Source organism: Skermanella stibiiresistens SB22 (genome assembly GCF_000576635.1).
Classification (GTDB): Bacteria; Pseudomonadota; Alphaproteobacteria; order Azospirillales; family Azospirillaceae; genus Skermanella; species Skermanella stibiiresistens.
The window spans coordinates 205,573-222,057 of sequence record NZ_AVFL01000009.1; the positions used below are offsets into that span (position 1 = coordinate 205,573).

The following is a 16,485-nucleotide window of genomic DNA, read 5'->3' on the forward strand; positions in this document are numbered from 1 at the left end:
GTTGGCTGGCGGGGCGATGCCCATATCCGGGCGCTCGCCGCCAAGCCGCGGCCTGGACGGGCGGCTGTCGGCGCACCACATTCCCATTATGAAAAATCTGATGATCCTGGCGGCTTTGCTGCTGCCGATCAGCGCGGCGATGGCGCAGGCGCCGGTCGATAGGAACCCCGCGGCTCCGTACCGGTTCTCTCCCCCACCCCGGCAACTCGATCCGGTCGATCGAGGCCGGGCCGAGCTTTATCGTGACCAGCTTCGCCAATCCGAGACCCGGCGCGAACAACTGGATGGTCAGGGCAAGCTCGACACCCTGGACCGGCGCGAGTTGCTGGACACGAGGAACGAATCGCGCCGGATGGACAGGACCTTGGGACGGTAAGCCGCTCCCGGCGTCATTCCGGATCCGGATGGGATTGTCGGAGACGCAGGGCGTCGGCGATGGCGCGGCGCAACTGGCGAGCCTCGAAAGGTTTGCGGAGGAAGATCTCGGCCTGGGCCTGTTCCGCCTGTGCCGCGTCGATCTGACCCGAGATCATCAGCGCTCCGATGTTGAACCGCTGGCGCATTTCCCGCGCCACCGCGATGCCGTCGCCGCCATCCGCCAAGCGCACATCCATCACCACCAGATCGGGCCGGTGTTCCTCGGCCAGCCGAATCGCCTCGGCCCGGGTGCGGGCGAGACCGCACACCTGATACTCCATACCCTCGATAAGCCGCTCCAGATCCATCGCGATCAGCATCTGATCCTCGACGATCAAAATCTTGCAGCCTTCGGTCATCAACTCCTCCCACTCGGCGGCGCCATACATCTGGCCGCCATGACAGCACACTCCATCGACTTGGGGCTCTGGTCGATGGCTAGGAAGGAGTAGAGGGCGATCGCAAGATCGAAAAGGTCGAAGCCAGATGAGCCCGTCATCATTCCATGGCTGAAAAGGCGGAACTTAACCAAGGCCTGAGGGGTTGGGCCGTCACTGTTCAACCCCAGGGGTGCATCCCATGGCGACCTCCGCCGCCGTCCCGGCTTCCGCCGATCCGGTCACGATCGATCTAGCCGCCTCCGCCACCGACATCCTGACCGCCTTGCGGGGAGAAGCGCTCGACACGCTGACCAAGCAGGTGCTGCCAGCCTATCTGCCGCGCAATCGCTGGTACGGGGCCAAGGATGCCGGAACACCCTCCGTCGGTCTGGACGAGAGTGGCCGGATCGACACCGACGAGGGGCCCGCGGTGCTGGCGACGTTGCGGGTCAGTCCTCCGGGTGCCGCCGAGCAGCGTTACTTCCTGCCGCTGATGATCCTGTGGGGCGATCAGGTCGGAGTTGGGGATCCGGCGGTGCTGGCGCGGGTGCGGCAGGATCGCCGCGCCGGTGTGCTGGTCGACGCCTTCGCGCGGGACAGCTTCGTGCGGGCGCTGCTGCGGGAGATGGGCGGAACCGGCGAGCCCGAGCCCACCATACAGCGGTCGCGGACGGAGCAGTCCAACACGTCGATCCGGATCGGCGACGGAGCCATGCTGAAGGGATTCCGGAAGCTCGAGCCGGGCACCCATCCCGAGGTCGAGGTCGGCCGCTTCCTGACCAAGGCGGCGCGGTTCGCCAATACGCCGGCCCTGATGGGCTCGATCGAGCGCCCCGACGCCTCCGGCCAGCCTGTGGCGTTGTGCGTGCTCCAGGCGCTGGTTCCGGAGGCGGAGGACGCCTGGGGCCATGTACTGGCGCGGACCCGGACGCCGGTCGATCCCGAGTTGGCGGCCCTGGTGGGACGGCTGGGCCAGCGCACCGCCGAGATGCACCACGCGCTGGCGACCCTGACCGATGATCGGAATTTTCAGCCGGAGCCGGTCGATGCCGGGGTGATCTCCGAGTGGGTGGAGGCGGTCAAGACCATGGCGCGCACCACCCTGGCGTCGCTGGAGCGGGCATTGCCCCGCCTCGACCCGGCGGTCCGCCGCCAAGCCGAGGATCTGGTCACCCGGCGGGACGAGTTGATCGCCCGGTTCGACGCCCTGGCGCCCAAGGATCTGGAGGTCAGCCGCACCCGCCTGCATGGCGATTATCACCTGGGCCAAGTCCTGGTGTCGCGCGGCGACGTCTTCATCATCGATTTCGAGGGCGAACCGATGCGCCCGCTGGCCGAGCGGCGCGCCAAGCATTCGCCGCTGCGCGATGTCGCCGGCATGCTGCGCTCCTTCGCCTACGCCGCCGCGACCGCCAAGCCGGAACGGCCGGACGACTGGACCCGGACGGTTACGGCCGCCTTCCTCGACGCCTACCGCGCCGCCATCACCGGCGCACCGGGCTATCCCAAGGACCCGGCGCACGCCGAGAGCCTGCTGCGCCTGTTCCTGTTCGAGAAGGCGCTCTACGAGGTTGGCTATGAGCTGGCGAACCGGCCGGACTGGGTGGCGATCCCGCTGAAGGGCGTGATCGGCTTGTTGGACGATCCCGTCGCCTCGGCCACTCCCGCGCTGGACCGGCTGGCGGAACGGGCCGGCATCGAGCTGGAGTACAAGAACGCCGCCAACCAGACCATCCGCGTCGCCGAGGCGACCAAGCGCAACATGCTGGCCGCCATGGGGTATGAGGCCCAGGACGAAACGCAGGCGGAACGGCGGCTGAACGCCCTGGACGAGGCGGAGTTGGCGACTCCGCTGCCGCCGGTCGTGGTGGTGCGGGCGAGCCTGCGAAGTGTCGAGGTGCCGGTCGCCTTCGTTCCCAGCGCCGCGCGGCTGCGCTGGCGGGTGACCGAGGAGGGCGGCGGCCAGCACGAGGGTGCGGTGGTCTTCTCCGACCTGGAACTGCTTCGCACCGGCGAGTTTCAGGGGCGCGCGGTCGAACTTCGCCGGCTGACGCTCGATCTGGAACTGCCCCCTGGGTATCACCGGCTGACGGTGGCTGGCGGCGGCATGGACGAGGCGACGATGCCGCTGATCGTCACGCCGGACAGTTGCCATCTTCCCGACGAGGTCAAAACCGGTGCCGGCATCTGGGGCATCTCCGCCCAACTGTATCTGCTGCGTTCGAAGGACGACTGGGGCATCGGCGATTTCGCCGATCTGACGAAGCTGGTCGGCGACGCCGCCGATCTGGGCGCCTCGGTGATCGGCCTGAACCCGCTGCACACCATGTTCCCGGACAACCCGGAGCACGCCAGCCCCTATTCCCCGGCGAGCCGCCTTTATCTCAACATCCTCTACATCGATCCCGTCAAGGTGCCCGAGTTCGCCGGCTGCGAGCGGTGCCGCGCCTTGACCGAAGGGCCGGAGTTCAAGCGGCGTCTGGAAGCGTGCCGGACCACCGACCTGGTCGATTACAGCGAGGCGGCGGCGTTGAAGCTGCCGGTTCTGGAGATCCTGTTCCAACAGTTCCAGGAACAGGCGACCCCCGAGCGCCGCGCGGCTTTCCAGAAGTTCCGCGACGGGCAGGGCGAGCCTCTTGAACGGCTATGCCGGTATCTGGCGCTGCGCCAGCACTTTGCCCCGGATCGGGCGGATTGGCGGTCATGGCCGGAGGAATTCCGGAAGCCGGACAGCGACGCGGTCAACCATTTCGCCACCGAAAACGCCTCCCGGATCGATTTCCACGCCTGGACCCAATGGGTCGCTGACGAGCAGTTGGCGGAAGCCGCCGCCGAGGCCAAGGCGCGTGGGATGGTCGTTGGCCTGTACCGCGACTTGGCGGTCGGCGCCGACAGCGGCGGTGCCGAGACCTGGGCCAGCCCCGGCGTGGTCGTGACGGCGGCCCATGTCGGAGCGCCGCCGGACCTGTTCAATCCCGCCGGGCAGGATTGGGGCCTGCCGCCGTTCGATCCGCGGGCGCTGCGCGAGCAAGCCTATGCCGGCTTCATCGATCTGGTGCGCGCCAACATGCGCCACGCCGGCGGCTTGCGGATCGACCACGTCATGGCGCTTCAACACCTGTACTGGATCCCGGAGGGCAAGCCGGCGTCCGAGGGGGTGTACGTGGCCTATCCGATGGATGACATGGTCGGCATCCTGGCGCTGGAGAGCCAGCGGCAGAAATGCCTGGTGGTCGGCGAGGATCTGGGCACCGTGCCTGAGGGTTTCCGGGAGCGCATGACCGAGGCCGGCATCCTGTCGTACCGCGTCGTGATCTTTGAATACGCCGAGAGCGGCGGCTTCAATGGGCCGGAGGATTACCCGAAGCTGGCACTCTCGACCGTCGGCAGCCACGATCTCGCGACCTTGCGCGGCTGGTGGGAAGGCCACGACATCGGGCTGAAGGAACAGCATGGCCTTTATCCCGGTGCCGATGAGGCGCGGAACCAGGCGGACCTGCGGAGCCGGGACAAGCAATCCCTGCTCGACGCCCTCAAGGCGGCTGGCCTCGATCTGCCGGCGGGATATTCGGTCGACTCCGATTATGACGACGCCCTGTCGCGGGCGGTCCACATCTTCCTGGCGCGGACTCGTTCCGGCATCGCGATGGTCCAGATCGACGACCTGACGGACGAGCCGGTCCAGGTCAACCTCCCCGCGACCACCGACCAGCATCCCAACTGGAGGCGCAAGCAGTCGCTGGCCTTGGAGGAACTAAACGGCAACCAACGCGTTGTCGCGCTGGCACAAATCTTCCGGGACGCCCGCCCGCTCTCCCCCTCCGCCAAAAAGGCCGACCACCGATGAGTAATCCAGCCGGCACGCCCATTCCGCGGGCAACCTATCGCCTTCAGTTCAACAAGGATTTCCAGTTCGACGACGCGAGCGCGCTGACCGAGTACATGGCCCGGCTGGGCATCAGCCACCTCTACGCGTCGCCGTACATGAAGGCACGGCCGGGCAGCACGCATGGCTACGACATCGTCGACCACAACGCCATCAATCCGGAACTGGGCGGCGAGGAAGGCTTCAAGCGGATGATCGCCGCGCTGAAGCAGGCTGGCCTGGGGCAGATCGTCGATTTCGTGCCGAACCACATGGGCGTCGGCGGCGCCGACAATGTCTGGTGGCTGAACATCCTGGAGTGGGGCCAGGATTCCGCCTATGCCGGCTATCTGGACATCGACTGGGACCCCGACCGCCGCTTCCTCCAGGGCAAGCTGCTGATCCCGTTCCTGGGCGACCAGTATGGCAAGGTGCTGGAGGACGGCGAACTGGCGCTGAAATTCGACGCCGAGGAGGGCAGCTTCGCGGTCTGGGCCTATGGCAGCCACAAGCTGCCGATCTGCCCGCTGAACTACGCCGAGATCCTGGGCCACGACCACGCCGACCTGGAGAAGCTGGGCGACGCCTTCGACGCGCTGCCGACCTTCCGTCCGCATGTCGAGCGGCGCGCGTCGGAGTTGAAGGCGGAGCTGGCCGGTCTGGTCGCCGACAAGCCCGACGTCGCCGAGGCGATCGAGGCGCGCCTGAAAAAGTTCACCGGCACGGCGGGCGAGCCCGACAGCTTCCGGCCGCTGCATGGGCTGATCCAGCAGCAGAACTGGCGCGCCGCGTACTTCAAGGTCGCGGCCGACGACATCAACTATCGCCGCTTCTTCAACATCAACGAGCTGGCCGGCCTGCGCATGGAGCAGCCGGAACTGTTCGACCTGACGCACAAGCTGGTCCTGGACCTGGTCGAGGACGGCACGCTCGACGGCATCCGGATCGACCACATCGACGGTCTGGTCGATCCCAAGGGCTATTGCATCCGCCTGCGCGAGAAGGCGTCGAAGCCATTCTATCTGGTGGTCGAGAAGATCCTGGCGCATCACGAGCGCCTGCGCGAGGACTGGCCTATCGAGGGCACGACCGGCTACGAGTTCACCAACCTCGTCAACGGGTTGTTCGTTGATCCGGCCGGCGAGGAGGCCTTCAACCGGATCTACACCGAGTTCACCGAGCTGGATCAATCCTTCGAGGACATCGTCCACGAGAGCAAGATCCGCATCATGGAACACGAGATGGCGAGCGAGCTGAACGTGCTCGCCCGCGACGCCGCCCGTGTGGCGCGCTCCAACTGGCGGACGGCCGACTTCACCAACAATATCCTGCATTCCGCGCTGAAGGAGATCGTCGCCCGCTTCCCGGTCTATCGGACCTATATCGACGGCTCGACCCCGGCGGAGAGCGACCGGCGCGACATCGACTGGGCCATCACCCAGGCGCGACGCGCGGTGGACGCGGCCGACCCGAGCGTGTTCGACTTCCTGCAAGCCCTGCTGTCCGGCGATCTGGTGGCCGAGCCGCGCAACGGCTACAGCCGGTTCGCCGTGATCCGTCTGGCGATGCGGGTGCAGCAGTACAGCGGGCCGGTGATGGCCAAGGGGTTGGAGGATACCGCCTTCTACCGCTACAACCGATTGGTCTCGCTCAACGAGGTCGGTGGCCACCCCGACCAGTTCGGAGTCAGCGTCAGCGCCTTCCACTACGCCAACCTCGAGCGGGCGCGCCGCTGGCCGCACGCGATGCTGGGGACCTCGACCCACGATACCAAGCGCGGCGAGGACACCCGCGCCCGGATCGACGTGCTGTCCGAGATGCCCGACGAATGGGAGCGCCAGATCCGCATCTGGAGCCGGATGGTCCGCGCCCGGCGCGGCGACATGGCCGGCACCGCCCCGCCGGACAAGAACGACGAGTACCTGCTGTACCAACTGCTGATCGGGTCCTGGCCGGCCGAGCTGACGAACATCACGCAGCCGGACGCATCGTTGCTGAAGGGCTATATCGAACGTGTCGAAGGCGCGATGATCAAGTCGATCCGCGAGGCCAAGGTGCATTCGACCTGGGCCGCCCCCAACACGGAATACGAGGAGGCGGTGACCGCCTTCCTGCACGAGTGCCTGGACGTGTCGCGCCGGAGCCCCTTCCTGGAGGCCTTCGTGCCGTTCCAAGCCAAGGTCGCCAAGCTGGGCGCCCTCAACGGGTTGTCGCAGGCGTTGCTGAAGCTGACGGTGCCGGGCGTGCCGGACATCTACCAGGGTTCCGAGATGTGGAACCTCAGCCTGGTCGATCCAGACAACCGGCTGCCGGTGGATTACGAGACGCATCAGCGGGCGCTGGACCAGTTGGAAGGCGAGCTGGAGCAGGACCCGGCCTCCCTGCCCGCCCTGTTCGACCACTGGCAGGACGGCGTCATCAAGCTGGCGGTGACCCGGCAGGCGTTGAGGCTGCGGGCGGAGAAGCCCGATCTTTTCGCCCACGGATCGTATGAGGCGCTGACCGTCCAGGGTGCCAAGCCGGAGCAGATCTGCGCCTTCGCGCGGGTCCACGAGGGCGACAGCGTGATCGTGGCGGTGCCGCGTCTGGTCTGCCGGCTGGAGGCCGATCCCGACTGGGGCGACACGGCGGTGCTGCTGCCGACCGTGGTCGGCGCCGGCCGCTGGCGGAACCTGCTGACCAACGCGGTGATCGAGGCCGAACCGCGTGAGGATGGCGCGGCATTCCCCGCTGGCGCGTTGATGGGCGGCTTCCCATTGGCCTTGCTGGTGCCGGTTTCGGACTGAGGCGATCCGAGGCGCTAGTCCGTCTCGGTCCTCACGGCGTCGAACGCGCGCCGGGCCCTGCCGATCTCCCGATGGTTCGTCTCCGCCCAGCGGATCAAGCCAGCGAGGGGATCGAGCAGGGTCTGGCCCAGCGGCGTCAGGCGGTATTCGACGCTCGGCGGCTGGGTCGGGAAGACATGGCGGCTGATCAATCCGTCGCGCTGAAGATCGCGCAGGGTTTGGGTCAGCATGCGCTGGGAGATATCCGCGATCTCCCGCCGAAGCTCGCCAAATCGATGCGGCCGTCCACCGAGTGTCACCAGAATCAGCGTGCTCCACTTGTCGCCGAGTTGGTCGAGCACGTCCCGGATCGGGCAATTGACCAAATCCGGGTACCGGTCGCGCCAAGTCTTCAAACCTTCGCTGAGTTCCTTGCTGGCGCTGAGTTCCCTGGCGGGACCGTCGATACGCCTCTTGGCGGTGGTGGTTCCCTCCATGTGCCTATCTCCCTGATTCCTGCCTTCTTTACAGCGGGTCGCCGTTCTCCCCAATTACAGCAAGTCTAATTTCGAGACCATGGCTCTCATCGAGACCATGCGCTCGTTTGCTGAGGAATTGGGATGATGGGTGATCGGGTCAAGACTCTGATGGTTACCGGCGCTGGGGGACACTTGGGCCGGCGTGTCGTGGAGATCCTGTTGGCGGGCGGTCAAGGAAAGGTGATCGCCGGTTCGCGCGATCCGTCCAAGCTGACCGCCCTCGCCGAGTTGGGGGCTGAGATCCGGAAAGTCGATTTCGACGATCCCGACCTCGCAGGTACCTTCGCCGGGGTCGACCGCCTGCTGATCGTCTCCACCGACGAGATCGCTGTTCCCGGCCGGCGCCTCGCGCAGCACAAGGCGGCGGTGGATGCCGCGGTGAAGGCGGGCGTCGGTCATGTGGTCTACACATCGATGCCGAACCCCGAGCCCGGCTCGCCGATCCCCTTCGCGCCGGATCATTTCGGGACCGAACAGGCCCTGGCCGCCAGCGGGCTTGGCTGGACCGTTTTGCGCGACAGCTGGTACGCCGAGAACCTCCTCCTCTCGCTTCCCCATGTCCTGGCCACGGGCCAGTGGTTCACGTCGGCCGGGGATGGCCGCGTCGCCCACGTGACGCGCGACGACTGCGCGCGGGCCGCCGCGGCGGCTTTGGCGGCCGGGGAGAGAGGGAACGCCCGCTACGACGTGACCGGCCCCGAAGCCCTCACCACCACCGAGATCGCCGCTATCGCCAGTGACGTGTTCGGCAGGCCGATCACTGTGGTCCAGGTCACCGACGAACAGTTGGCGGAGGGCATGGTGGCATCCGGGGTTCCGGCATTCCTGGCGCCGATCCTGGTTTCGTTCGACACCAATACCCGCGTTGGCCGGGCGGATTTGGTCGGCGATGGCGTCAAGACGCTGACAGGCGAGGACCCGACGAGCCTGCGGGATTACCTGACCGCGAACAAGGCGGCGTTCCTGAAGGCGGTGTGAACTTCGGTACCCGACCACGTTGTGCCCGCTTGCCCTGACGGTCACGGGGGCGGTGACGGGTGTGTGGCTTGGGGAGGGTCATCATCGGTGACCTTGGAAAAAACTCGCCGAAGGTCATCCTTGGTCACTGTGGGTCACTATCCCGGCCGGAAGGTCATCATTCTTCCGGTCGGGGGTCACTGTCGTGGCTCCCGACGGCGGGTGTGAACCGCAGCCGGGAGCTTCACGGCGCGACCCCTGAGGGCTTGGAGACCAAGCGGGACCTCAGGCGGGCGATCAGGCGTCGGTGGCGGCCTTGTCGGGGCCGATCATCAACTCCATCATTTCCCGTTCGATCCGATCCTTTTCCTCCTGCCAGCGCCTGCGGTCGCGGGCGATGGCGGTTAGGCCGGTTCGGCGGAACCAGTCATTCTGAAGGTTCCGCCGCTCATGCCACGCGGCGACACGCGCGCTGTGCCGCCGGTTGATTTCGTGCCGCTCTTCCGGGTCGGGGCTCAAGTTTCGCTGGTAAGCGCGGGTGAAATCGACGAGCGAGGGGCGCAGCGGGGTGGAGGATGGCAGTCCCAAGGCATCCAATTCCGCCCTGGTCCACTCCGCCCAGCGCGACAAGACTTTTTGCCCCGGTGCCACGCCCGGCCGAAACCGGGCCGGGATCGACAGCAGCGTCGTGGCATGGGCCGCTTCGATGTCACGAAGCCGCCTGCCGGTGTCGCGGTAGCGATCCAGGAGGGCGAGAAGCCCCGCCGGAAAGCCGCTTGGGAGCGACCCCGCCGATGAGGCCCCCGCCCTGAACGGAGCCGCCGCGATCAACAGGGCGGCCACGGCGGTGGAGAACAAGAATCGGCGCGAAACCGCGCCGGGTGTGGTAAGGCTGGCATCAGCCATCGATGATGTCCTTGAAGGTTGCATCGTTGGTCAGGTTGGGTTTGGGGAATGGCCGTTCCCCTGCCCAACCGCCCTCGCGGTTGCGGAAGGTGCGCCGACACTGGACCGAATACGGTGGTAGGTCAAGGCGAATGGGGTTATTTGAGACAAAATTCCGGGTGGCTCGCTCTTGGCGAGAGTGGGTGGCGTGATTTACGGGTTCAAAGATCCGGCTGGCGTCATGGTGGTGGTATAGCCGCGCGGAGTTAGGAATTCAATCCGGATTTTTGACGTGAGCAGCTGGTGAGGCGGTCAGGCGGCAAGTTGAAACGATGCCGTATGGCTTCGCAGAAGAGTGAAAATATCGATGTATGGCACCTTGATGCGTGACAACCTCCGAGAGTGGAAAACCCTTTTAGAGCGTTAGAGGGCCTACACTATTCCTAACCCGTTCTTCATGCGCAGATTTACATCGAAATAAGAGACATATTCTTCTTAGTGCAGGGATTTGCATGCATGTTGATTTACTTATCATACTAATTAGTGCATAGCCAATAAATCTTGCCATCCATACGAGCCCTCTCTACAGTATATGAATGAGCGTTAGTCCGAACAGTGAGGAAATTTTTATGCCCATTGAAATTCCAAGCTCCGACGAGAGGCGCTCAGCTCTTCGAGCTATTGTTGAAAGTATAGCTAGTTTTGAACCTATAACAGGCGCTTTAACGCGTATATACACGTACACACACCCATCGCAGTTCGAGCGTGACATCGAGACGTGGCGGAAAAATATTACAATCGCAGCAAATTTCCATGAGACAGCTATTGAAGAACTAGAATCAATCCTCCGACCAAAGCTGCGTATTGGCGAAGTCGCGGCGCAAATCTCGACTTATTTGGTCAGAGCTACGACAAATGGATTTTACGACATGCATGGTTGGAACGAGATCAAAGCGGCATTTCCAAATGCAAATGAGATCGAAATCCATGATGCCCTTGCTGAACTGAAGCACTGCGGACTAATTCATGTACATTCCGCCATAGGTGCGCCGGTAGCCGCAATTCACACCACTTATGATCTATTTTGGGCCTTCGACGGGGCTGTGATGGGCTACGACACCAGAGCGGATGCCGTTTACCTAGCTGAATCCCTACTGGAAGATGACTGCAACGCAGTGATACCGAGATTGCATGAAAAGACCGGTTGGAATAGGCGGCGCTTTAATCCGCCATTGGCTTACTTGTTGCAATTCTTCGCTCCCGGTCGCATAAGCAATGAACTCCAGAATCAGTATCCGACAACTAATGTGATCATAACCGCAGATGAACGATATCATTTGAAAGCGTTTGCGCAACAACATCGGAAGCCTGATGTGTAACTTGTTAAACATGGTAAATTACAATTAAATACTTCACAGATTAAAGGATTTTTGGGAATAAAATTAGCACTTAGAAAATAAAAATTCACTACTCAATTTTGTAAAAATTTAAAACCTTCACCCTAAAAAGAGAAAACTACCATGCAAAGTCTTCCTTCGCTGATTGAAAGTATCGTTAAATCTGGCTTTAGTGGAGATATTAAGGTTATCCTGGCCATTTTGTTATTCTTTATACTTGGTGTACTGGCAATATTCTCGCGATCTCCAGCGATAAAGGATCGGTCCTTTGAGTTGATTCTCCTTTCCATATTATGCCCGACAATAATGATTATCGCAGTCCAAAAAAATGCGCGGCATGAAATCTACGCAGGGCTTTTAGGTACCCTCATAGGATACTTCTTCAATGCTTCTAAAACCAGAATTGAAGCCAAATCTAATGAAAAAGGTAAATAGCTGTTCTGTTAAAAACAGCCAGGATCGTTGAAAATGCATCATGCTTGAAGCTGCTCTGCTTAATGACTTGTCCCTATACCCACAGTCCGCCGCTGCACTTACAGCGTGTGACAATGCATGTACATGGCAATGCGGCCAATTGGGAGATCCCCCATGCGACAGCCGGTGACGATGCATTTCGACCCAGCCGTGCTGTTGGCTGCCAGGAGCAAGGCAGCCAGTGACAATAGAACGCCTACCAGATATATCGAGACCCTGATGCGCCATGACCTTCACATGGAAGATGCCGAACCAACTCTTGAGGTGATCGCCCCCGCTGGCATTCGCGATTCTGTCATTGTTCCAAATCCCCATGAGACGGCAGAGGAGAGGAAGCATCGTGATGAGGTGTTCTTCGCCGTTCTTGATGCTGGCGGATATTAGTGGCGATGCCGTTCAAGGCATGAAAAACAAAGCGGCTGGAGTCATCAAAAGGCGTGATGCTTGACCGTTAAAATACCTTAAGGAGCCCGGTGTCTTTCAAGACCTTATTGGCAGGGTGCTTTGATTTGAAATTATTATCAACCAAGACGTTGGTGATGGCGCTATACCATATCTCATGGTCGCCTTTTCCGCTTCTAACCCAATAGCATCCAGCGTCTCGGAGAAGCTGTTTCAGACGCGGCGTGTATCCGACCATCAGGAGAGACAACGAAGATTTTCCAGCCGTTCGGCCATCAGGTGGATGGGGAGATCCGCTCCCGGCTCGAAATCGATCAGATAGCTGTTCATCATGACCAATTCCGGAATTATGACGCGCAGCTTCGCCAATAGCTCTTCAGTGGTTTCAGCTTCGGCGCTCAGCCCCGGCACATGGCTTTCGGAGACATACCACACGCGGGCCTCATCATCCCAACATGCGTGAACTTTGAAAGGCTTGCTGACCATCGTCGCGCCCTTTTCATCCAGCCCGGCATCCAGCGTCACCATACCGTGGGGCTTTTCTCCACGTTTCAACATGGCACTAGGTCATTAAGAGTGCCACGCATCCTTGGTTGTATCATGCGTGGTCGGGCGTCCATCAACCAATACGGCCAGTGCTGTCAGCGAGATGACAGCGTCTCGATCCTCGCCGCTAGCCCTCGGCTTCCCTTCGGTGTTCAAACCCTTCCTGTACAACTGTCAATGGATGAACATCTTCAGAAAAATGTCAATCTGAAAGGCGAGGACGAAGCCCATCATCCACTTCAGCAAACTCATATCGGCCTTGAGGATGCCAACGTCATCATCCCGCTTGCTCAATGCCGCCGCAGCTTTCACGGCCTTTTCCTCAGGTACGTCTATGGAACGAAATGCCTCGTAAGCTCCATTTTGCATTGTCGTCATGACGCCGGACAAAGAAATGGCCCCGCGTGGGCGAGGCCATATTGCCGCAGGGGTCTGGCTTGGGATTGGCGCGCCCTGCTGGATTCGAACCAGCGACCGTCCGCTTAGAAGGCGGGTGCTCTATCCAGCTGAGCTAAGGGCGCTCGCCCGGCCCGAGGACCGGATGCCCGGCGCGTCGTCAGCGTACGCGGTCGGGGCGGAAATTGTCGGCGTAGTTGCGCGGGCGGACGCGGCGCTGGTGGGCGTCCTGGACCATGAACTCCCAGCCCTTGCGTTCGGCGAAGGCAACGGCCTCGTCCTTGGTCGGGAACTTGAGGCGCACCTGGTTGAGGGTGTCGCCGGACGAGATCCAACCCATCAGGGGCTCGGCGCGTCGCGCCGTCGCGATTTCGTATTCAAGAACCCAATGACTCTGCTTGCCACGCCCCGACTGCATGGTCGACTTACTGGGCTGATAAATACGCACCTGCATGGTTCGCTTCTCCACGACTTCTAGCATATGGTCGGAGCGCCGAGATTCGAACTCGGGACCCTCTGCTCCCAAAGCAGATGCGCTACCAGACTGCGCTACGCTCCGCCATGCCGGTGACATACAACATCGCCGCGTTCCCGGCAACCCACCGCCCCGGATAGGGTGTCAAGAAAGTTGGGGCGGTCCTGTGTACCGGGAGGTCTGTTCATGGGCGGCGGTTTGAGAGTGCGGTACGCGGGTGGCGGGGTTCGGTTGGCTGGTTTTCGGTGCGGGCGGGCTTGACCCGCGTATCCACGTGCGAATCTGGAACGCTCCCTAGGTACCACGTGGATACGCGGGTCAAGCCCGCGCATGACGAAATTCGATGAGGCTGGCGGAGCTTCAGACGAGGCCAAGCCTAAAGTTAGCGCCTATGGGATGCCTACCGGGATATCGTCTGGACATCTCCTGAGCGCCATGGCATTCGGCGGCACTTGATCAGGTCCATACGAACCGCACGGGGATGTCCGAGTGACCCAGCAATCCATGTTCCTGCCGCCGGCGATCCACCAGTACATCCTCGACAACTCGCTGCGCGAGCCGCCGGTGTTGGCGCGGCTGCGGGCGGAGACGGCCACCCTGACAGAGGGCTTCTACCAGATAGCGCCCGAGGAAGGGCAGATGCTGACCCTGGTGCTGGAGCTGCTGCGGGCGCGGCGGACGCTGGATATCGGGGTGTTCACCGGCTACAGCGCGACCGTCGCGGCGCTGGCGCTGCCGCCGGAGGGGCGGGTGATCGCCTGTGACGTCAGCGTGGAGTGGACGGATGTGGCGCGGCGCTATTGGGACGAGGCGGGGGTCGCCGACAAGATCGACCTGCGGCTGGCGCCGGCGACCGAGACGCTGGCGGCGCTGATCGGCGAAGGGGCGGCGGGCAGCTTCGACTTCGCGCTGATCGACGCCGACAAGGAGCTTTACCCGACATACTACGAACAGGCGCTGACCCTGACGCGGCCGGGCGGCGTGATCGCGATCGACAATACCTTGTGGCGCGGCACTGTCGCCGATCCCGACGCCAACAAGGCGAAGACCCGGACCTTCCGCGAGTTCAACGCCTTCGTCCATGCCGACGAGCGGGTGACGCAGGTCCTGCTGCCGCTGGGTGACGGGTTGACCCTGGCGCGGAAGCGGCCCTGAGCGAGAGGGCTTTGGGTTTTATTGGGCCGGCAGCGACTTGTGGATCACGCGGTCGCCGGCGTGGATGCCCAGGCGCTTCGCCATGCCGCCGCCGATCTCCAGCACCGCGTGGACCGGGCCGGCGGAGCTGATCGTGTCGAGCGACTGGGGCACGGCGTTCTCGTGGATGTTGACGATGACGCCGCCCGCTCCGATGAACACCATGTCCAGCGGGATGAAGGTGTTCTTCATCCACATCGACATGGGCTGTTCCTTCGGCAGCACGAACAGCATGCCGGCGTCGGGCTCCAGGCTTTGCCGGAACATCAGCCCCTGAGCCATCTGGCGCGGCGTCTCCGCCAGTTCGATGGTGAAGCCGAACTTGCCGCCGGACGCGGTCTCGATGGTCAGACGGTCGGTGCGGAAGGTCTCCGCGGCGGATGAGGGACCCAGGCCGGCCGCGACAAGCAGCAGGACGAGGGTGAGGGTTCTGATGATCGCGGCAGCCATGATCCAGTCGCTACAGGAGCTTGTCGGGGATGTAAAGCATTTGAGCGGAGGCGATCCGGTCAAGACATGACGGTGTCGACCACGCGCCGGATCTCGTCCCGCACCGGACCGGGCCGGGGCTGGTCGGCCAACGTCGTGAACCAGTGCTCCGGCGGGTTTTGGCCCTGGCGTCGGGTCCAGGTCAGGGCGCGCAGGATCTCCTCCGCATCCTCCGTCACGGGAACCGCGGGGTCGATGCCGTTGAGGGTGGCCCAAACGCCCGTCCAGCAGCGGCCGACCGACCACGGGTTATAGCCGCCTCCCCCCAGGACGAGCACGCGCGGGGCCAGGGTCGCCAGTTGGCGGACGGCGTCCCACAAGGCGCGGTTCGACAGCTCCAAGCGGCTCATGGGATCGTCGGCCAGGGCGTCGGCGCCGCACTGGATCACCACGGCATCGGCGGCGAATTCGCGTCCGAGTGGCATCAGCGCCGTGTCCAGGATGTAGGCCAGTTCGCTGTCGTTCAACTCGACCGGCACCGGCACGTTCCGCGCCATGCCGCCCGCCCGGTCCTCGACCTTGCCGGTGAAGGGCCAGCGGGTGCCCTCGTGGACCGAGACGGTCAGGACACGGTCGTCGTCGGCGAAGCCGTACTCGACGCCGTCGCCGTGGTGGGCGTCCAGGTCGACGTAATAGACGCGCTTCAACCCGCCATCGAGCATGGCGAGGATGGCGAGGACCGGGTCGTTGAAATAGCAGAAGCCGCTGGCGCGATCGCGGCGGCCATGGTGGGTTCCGCCGGCGGGGTTGTAGATGACGCCCTCGTGCTCGGCCAGCAGGCGCCCCGCCAGGATCGAGCCGCCGGCGGCGGTGGCGGGGCGGCGGAACACCTCGGCGAAGATCGGGTTCTCCAGCCGGCCGATGTTGTAGCGGTCGCGCGCCTCGGCATCCAGCCGCTGTTCGGCCTCCGCCCGGCGCACCGTCTCTATATAGGTGCGGTCGTGGAAGCGGGCGAGCTGGTCGGGCGTCGCCGTCGGGCTGTCCAGATAGACCCGGTGATCCAGCCACCCCATCGCCCGCGACAGGTCGATCGCGGTCGAGACGCGCGGGATCGCGAGCGGGTGCTTCCTGCCATAGGTGGAGCCCCGGTAGATCTCGTTTCCGATGAAGAGGGGGCCGATCGGGGCCGGTCCGCTGGCGATGGGGCCGGGGCTGGGACTGCCGGGATCGGGGTCGGCTGGGAGCGGTGGAAATGGGTTCGGCATGGCAGGTCAACTAGGCTGGCCCTTCCGCTTCGTCAACTATGTGCCCCCTCACGCATCCGCATGGCTTGCCAGACCGTCACGGACTTGCAATAGTCTCCC

16 protein-coding genes and 2 tRNA genes are annotated in these 16,485 nt (G+C 63.3%); 8 read left to right on the top strand and 10 right to left on the bottom strand.

Features of this window, described 5'->3' with window-relative positions; genetic code table 11:
- Positions 1–100 precede the first annotated feature (100 nt).
- The gene (locus N825_RS14525; RefSeq protein ID WP_157619206.1) at positions 101–376 is read left to right on the top strand and encodes a hypothetical protein; all 276 of its coding nucleotides are present in this window, start codon (positions 101–103) and stop codon (positions 374–376) included.
- Positions 377–389: 13 nt separating this feature from the next.
- On the opposite strand, the gene N825_RS14530 is transcribed toward N825_RS14525, so the two are convergent.
- Positions 390–776 carry a response regulator gene (locus tag N825_RS14530; protein WP_198038327.1) on the bottom strand — a complete coding sequence of 129 codons (387 nt, stop codon included), beginning with the start codon at positions 774–776 and terminating at the stop codon, positions 390–392.
- 220 nt (positions 777–996) lie between these two features.
- Here N825_RS14530 and malQ point away from each other — a divergent pair, with 220 nt between their 5' ends.
- Together malQ and treY are read left to right on the top strand one after the other, a co-directional pair.
- Positions 997–4,644, top strand: a complete 3,648-nt coding sequence (malQ, locus tag N825_RS37905) for a 4-alpha-glucanotransferase (protein WP_051512368.1) — start codon at positions 997–999, stop codon at positions 4,642–4,644.
- Positions 4,641–7,448, top strand: a complete 2,808-nt coding sequence (gene treY, locus N825_RS14540; RefSeq protein ID WP_037452913.1) for a malto-oligosyltrehalose synthase — start codon at positions 4,641–4,643, stop codon at positions 7,446–7,448. The genes malQ and treY overlap by 4 nt, the downstream gene beginning before the upstream one ends.
- A gap of 14 nt (positions 7,449–7,462) precedes the next feature.
- Here treY and N825_RS14545 read toward each other — a convergent pair whose 3' ends face one another.
- Positions 7,463–7,924: a winged helix-turn-helix transcriptional regulator gene (locus N825_RS14545; RefSeq protein WP_037452916.1), complete on the bottom strand. Its 462-nt coding sequence runs from the start codon at positions 7,922–7,924 to the stop codon at positions 7,463–7,465.
- Between the two features lie 123 nt (positions 7,925–8,047).
- Here N825_RS14545 and N825_RS14550 point away from each other — a divergent pair, with 123 nt between their 5' ends.
- Complete coding sequence (locus N825_RS14550; RefSeq protein ID WP_084164732.1) at positions 8,048–8,944, top strand: SDR family oxidoreductase; 897 nt, start codon at positions 8,048–8,050, stop codon at positions 8,942–8,944.
- A gap of 276 nt (positions 8,945–9,220) precedes the next feature.
- On the opposite strand, the gene N825_RS14555 is transcribed toward N825_RS14550, so the two are convergent.
- Positions 9,221–9,829 carry a hypothetical protein gene (locus N825_RS14555; protein ID WP_157619208.1) on the bottom strand — a complete coding sequence of 203 codons (609 nt, stop codon included), beginning with the start codon at positions 9,827–9,829 and terminating at the stop codon, positions 9,221–9,223.
- A gap of 608 nt (positions 9,830–10,437) precedes the next feature.
- On the opposite strand from N825_RS14555, the gene N825_RS38905 reads away from it, so the two are divergent.
- The 3 genes from N825_RS38905 to N825_RS14560 all read left to right on the top strand — a co-directional run bounded on the left by N825_RS38905 (position 10,438) and on the right by N825_RS14560 (position 12,063).
- Positions 10,438–11,187 (top strand): hypothetical protein, encoded by a 750-nt coding sequence (locus N825_RS38905; RefSeq protein WP_157619210.1) that lies wholly within the window; start codon positions 10,438–10,440, stop codon positions 11,185–11,187.
- Between the two features lie 141 nt (positions 11,188–11,328).
- The gene (locus tag N825_RS38910) at positions 11,329–11,640 is read left to right on the top strand and encodes a hypothetical protein (protein WP_157619212.1); all 312 of its coding nucleotides are present in this window, start codon (positions 11,329–11,331) and stop codon (positions 11,638–11,640) included.
- Between the two features lie 153 nt (positions 11,641–11,793).
- On the top strand, positions 11,794–12,063 hold the full coding sequence (locus N825_RS14560) for a hypothetical protein (protein ID WP_037452922.1): 270 nt from the start codon (positions 11,794–11,796) through the stop codon (positions 12,061–12,063).
- A 255-nt stretch (positions 12,064–12,318) separates the two neighbouring features.
- Here the strand turns inward: N825_RS14560 and N825_RS14565 are convergent, their stop codons facing one another.
- From N825_RS14565 to N825_RS14585, 5 genes are all read right to left on the bottom strand, one after another.
- Positions 12,319–12,609 carry a DUF1902 domain-containing protein gene (locus N825_RS14565; RefSeq protein WP_198038328.1) on the bottom strand — a complete coding sequence of 97 codons (291 nt, stop codon included), beginning with the start codon at positions 12,607–12,609 and terminating at the stop codon, positions 12,319–12,321.
- Between the two features lie 192 nt (positions 12,610–12,801).
- Entirely contained in the window at positions 12,802–13,005 is a 204-nt protein-coding gene (locus N825_RS38915; RefSeq protein WP_063833805.1) for a hypothetical protein, read from the bottom strand.
- Between the two features lie 66 nt (positions 13,006–13,071).
- A tRNA-Arg gene (locus N825_RS14575) sits at positions 13,072–13,148 on the bottom strand.
- 35 nt (positions 13,149–13,183) lie between these two features.
- Positions 13,184–13,477, bottom strand: a complete 294-nt coding sequence (locus N825_RS14580; protein WP_037453161.1) for an ETC complex I subunit — start codon at positions 13,475–13,477, stop codon at positions 13,184–13,186.
- A gap of 28 nt (positions 13,478–13,505) precedes the next feature.
- Positions 13,506–13,582: transfer RNA gene (locus tag N825_RS14585), tRNA-Pro, on the bottom strand.
- Between the two features lie 405 nt (positions 13,583–13,987).
- Between N825_RS14585 and N825_RS14590 the strand changes: the two genes are divergently transcribed.
- Positions 13,988–14,653 carry a class I SAM-dependent methyltransferase gene (locus tag N825_RS14590; protein WP_037452927.1) on the top strand — a complete coding sequence of 222 codons (666 nt, stop codon included), beginning with the start codon at positions 13,988–13,990 and terminating at the stop codon, positions 14,651–14,653.
- An 18-nt stretch (positions 14,654–14,671) separates the two neighbouring features.
- Here N825_RS14590 and N825_RS14595 read toward each other — a convergent pair whose 3' ends face one another.
- Both N825_RS14595 and N825_RS14600 read right to left on the bottom strand, forming a co-directional pair.
- A complete protein-coding gene (locus N825_RS14595) occupies positions 14,672–15,142 on the bottom strand; it encodes a DUF192 domain-containing protein (RefSeq protein ID WP_037452930.1) in 471 nt (156 codons plus the stop codon).
- A gap of 59 nt (positions 15,143–15,201) precedes the next feature.
- Positions 15,202–16,386, bottom strand: coding sequence for an acetoin utilization protein AcuC (locus N825_RS14600; RefSeq protein WP_084164735.1), 1,185 nt, complete (start codon positions 16,384–16,386; stop codon positions 15,202–15,204).
- Positions 16,387–16,485 lie beyond the last annotated feature (99 nt).

Coding starts and splice junctions, on each gene's coding strand:
- N825_RS14555 (WP_157619208.1), bottom strand. CDS start 9,829: ATGGCTGATGCCAGCCTTACCACACCCGGCGCGGTTTCGCGCCGATTC.
- N825_RS14545 (WP_037452916.1), bottom strand. CDS start 7,924: ATGGAGGGAACCACCACCGCCAAGAGGCGTATCGACGGTCCCGCCAGG.
- N825_RS14525 (WP_157619206.1), top strand. CDS start 101: ATGATCCTGGCGGCTTTGCTGCTGCCGATCAGCGCGGCGATGGCGCAG.
- malQ (WP_051512368.1), top strand. CDS start 997: ATGGCGACCTCCGCCGCCGTCCCGGCTTCCGCCGATCCGGTCACGATC.
- N825_RS38910 (WP_157619212.1), top strand. CDS start 11,329: ATGCAAAGTCTTCCTTCGCTGATTGAAAGTATCGTTAAATCTGGCTTT.
- N825_RS38915 (WP_063833805.1), bottom strand. CDS start 13,005: ATGACGACAATGCAAAATGGAGCTTACGAGGCATTTCGTTCCATAGAC.
- N825_RS14530 (WP_198038327.1), bottom strand. CDS start 776: ATGACCGAAGGCTGCAAGATTTTGATCGTCGAGGATCAGATGCTGATC.
- N825_RS14580 (WP_037453161.1), bottom strand. CDS start 13,477: ATGCAGGTGCGTATTTATCAGCCCAGTAAGTCGACCATGCAGTCGGGG.
- N825_RS14600 (WP_084164735.1), bottom strand. CDS start 16,386: ATGCCGAACCCATTTCCACCGCTCCCAGCCGACCCCGATCCCGGCAGT.
- N825_RS14550 (WP_084164732.1), top strand. CDS start 8,048: ATGATGGGTGATCGGGTCAAGACTCTGATGGTTACCGGCGCTGGGGGA.
- N825_RS38905 (WP_157619210.1), top strand. CDS start 10,438: ATGCCCATTGAAATTCCAAGCTCCGACGAGAGGCGCTCAGCTCTTCGA.
- N825_RS14595 (WP_037452930.1), bottom strand. CDS start 15,142: ATGGCTGCCGCGATCATCAGAACCCTCACCCTCGTCCTGCTGCTTGTC.
- N825_RS14565 (WP_198038328.1), bottom strand. CDS start 12,609: ATGGTGACGCTGGATGCCGGGCTGGATGAAAAGGGCGCGACGATGGTC.
- treY (WP_037452913.1), top strand. CDS start 4,641: ATGAGTAATCCAGCCGGCACGCCCATTCCGCGGGCAACCTATCGCCTT.
- N825_RS14560 (WP_037452922.1), top strand. CDS start 11,794: ATGCGACAGCCGGTGACGATGCATTTCGACCCAGCCGTGCTGTTGGCT.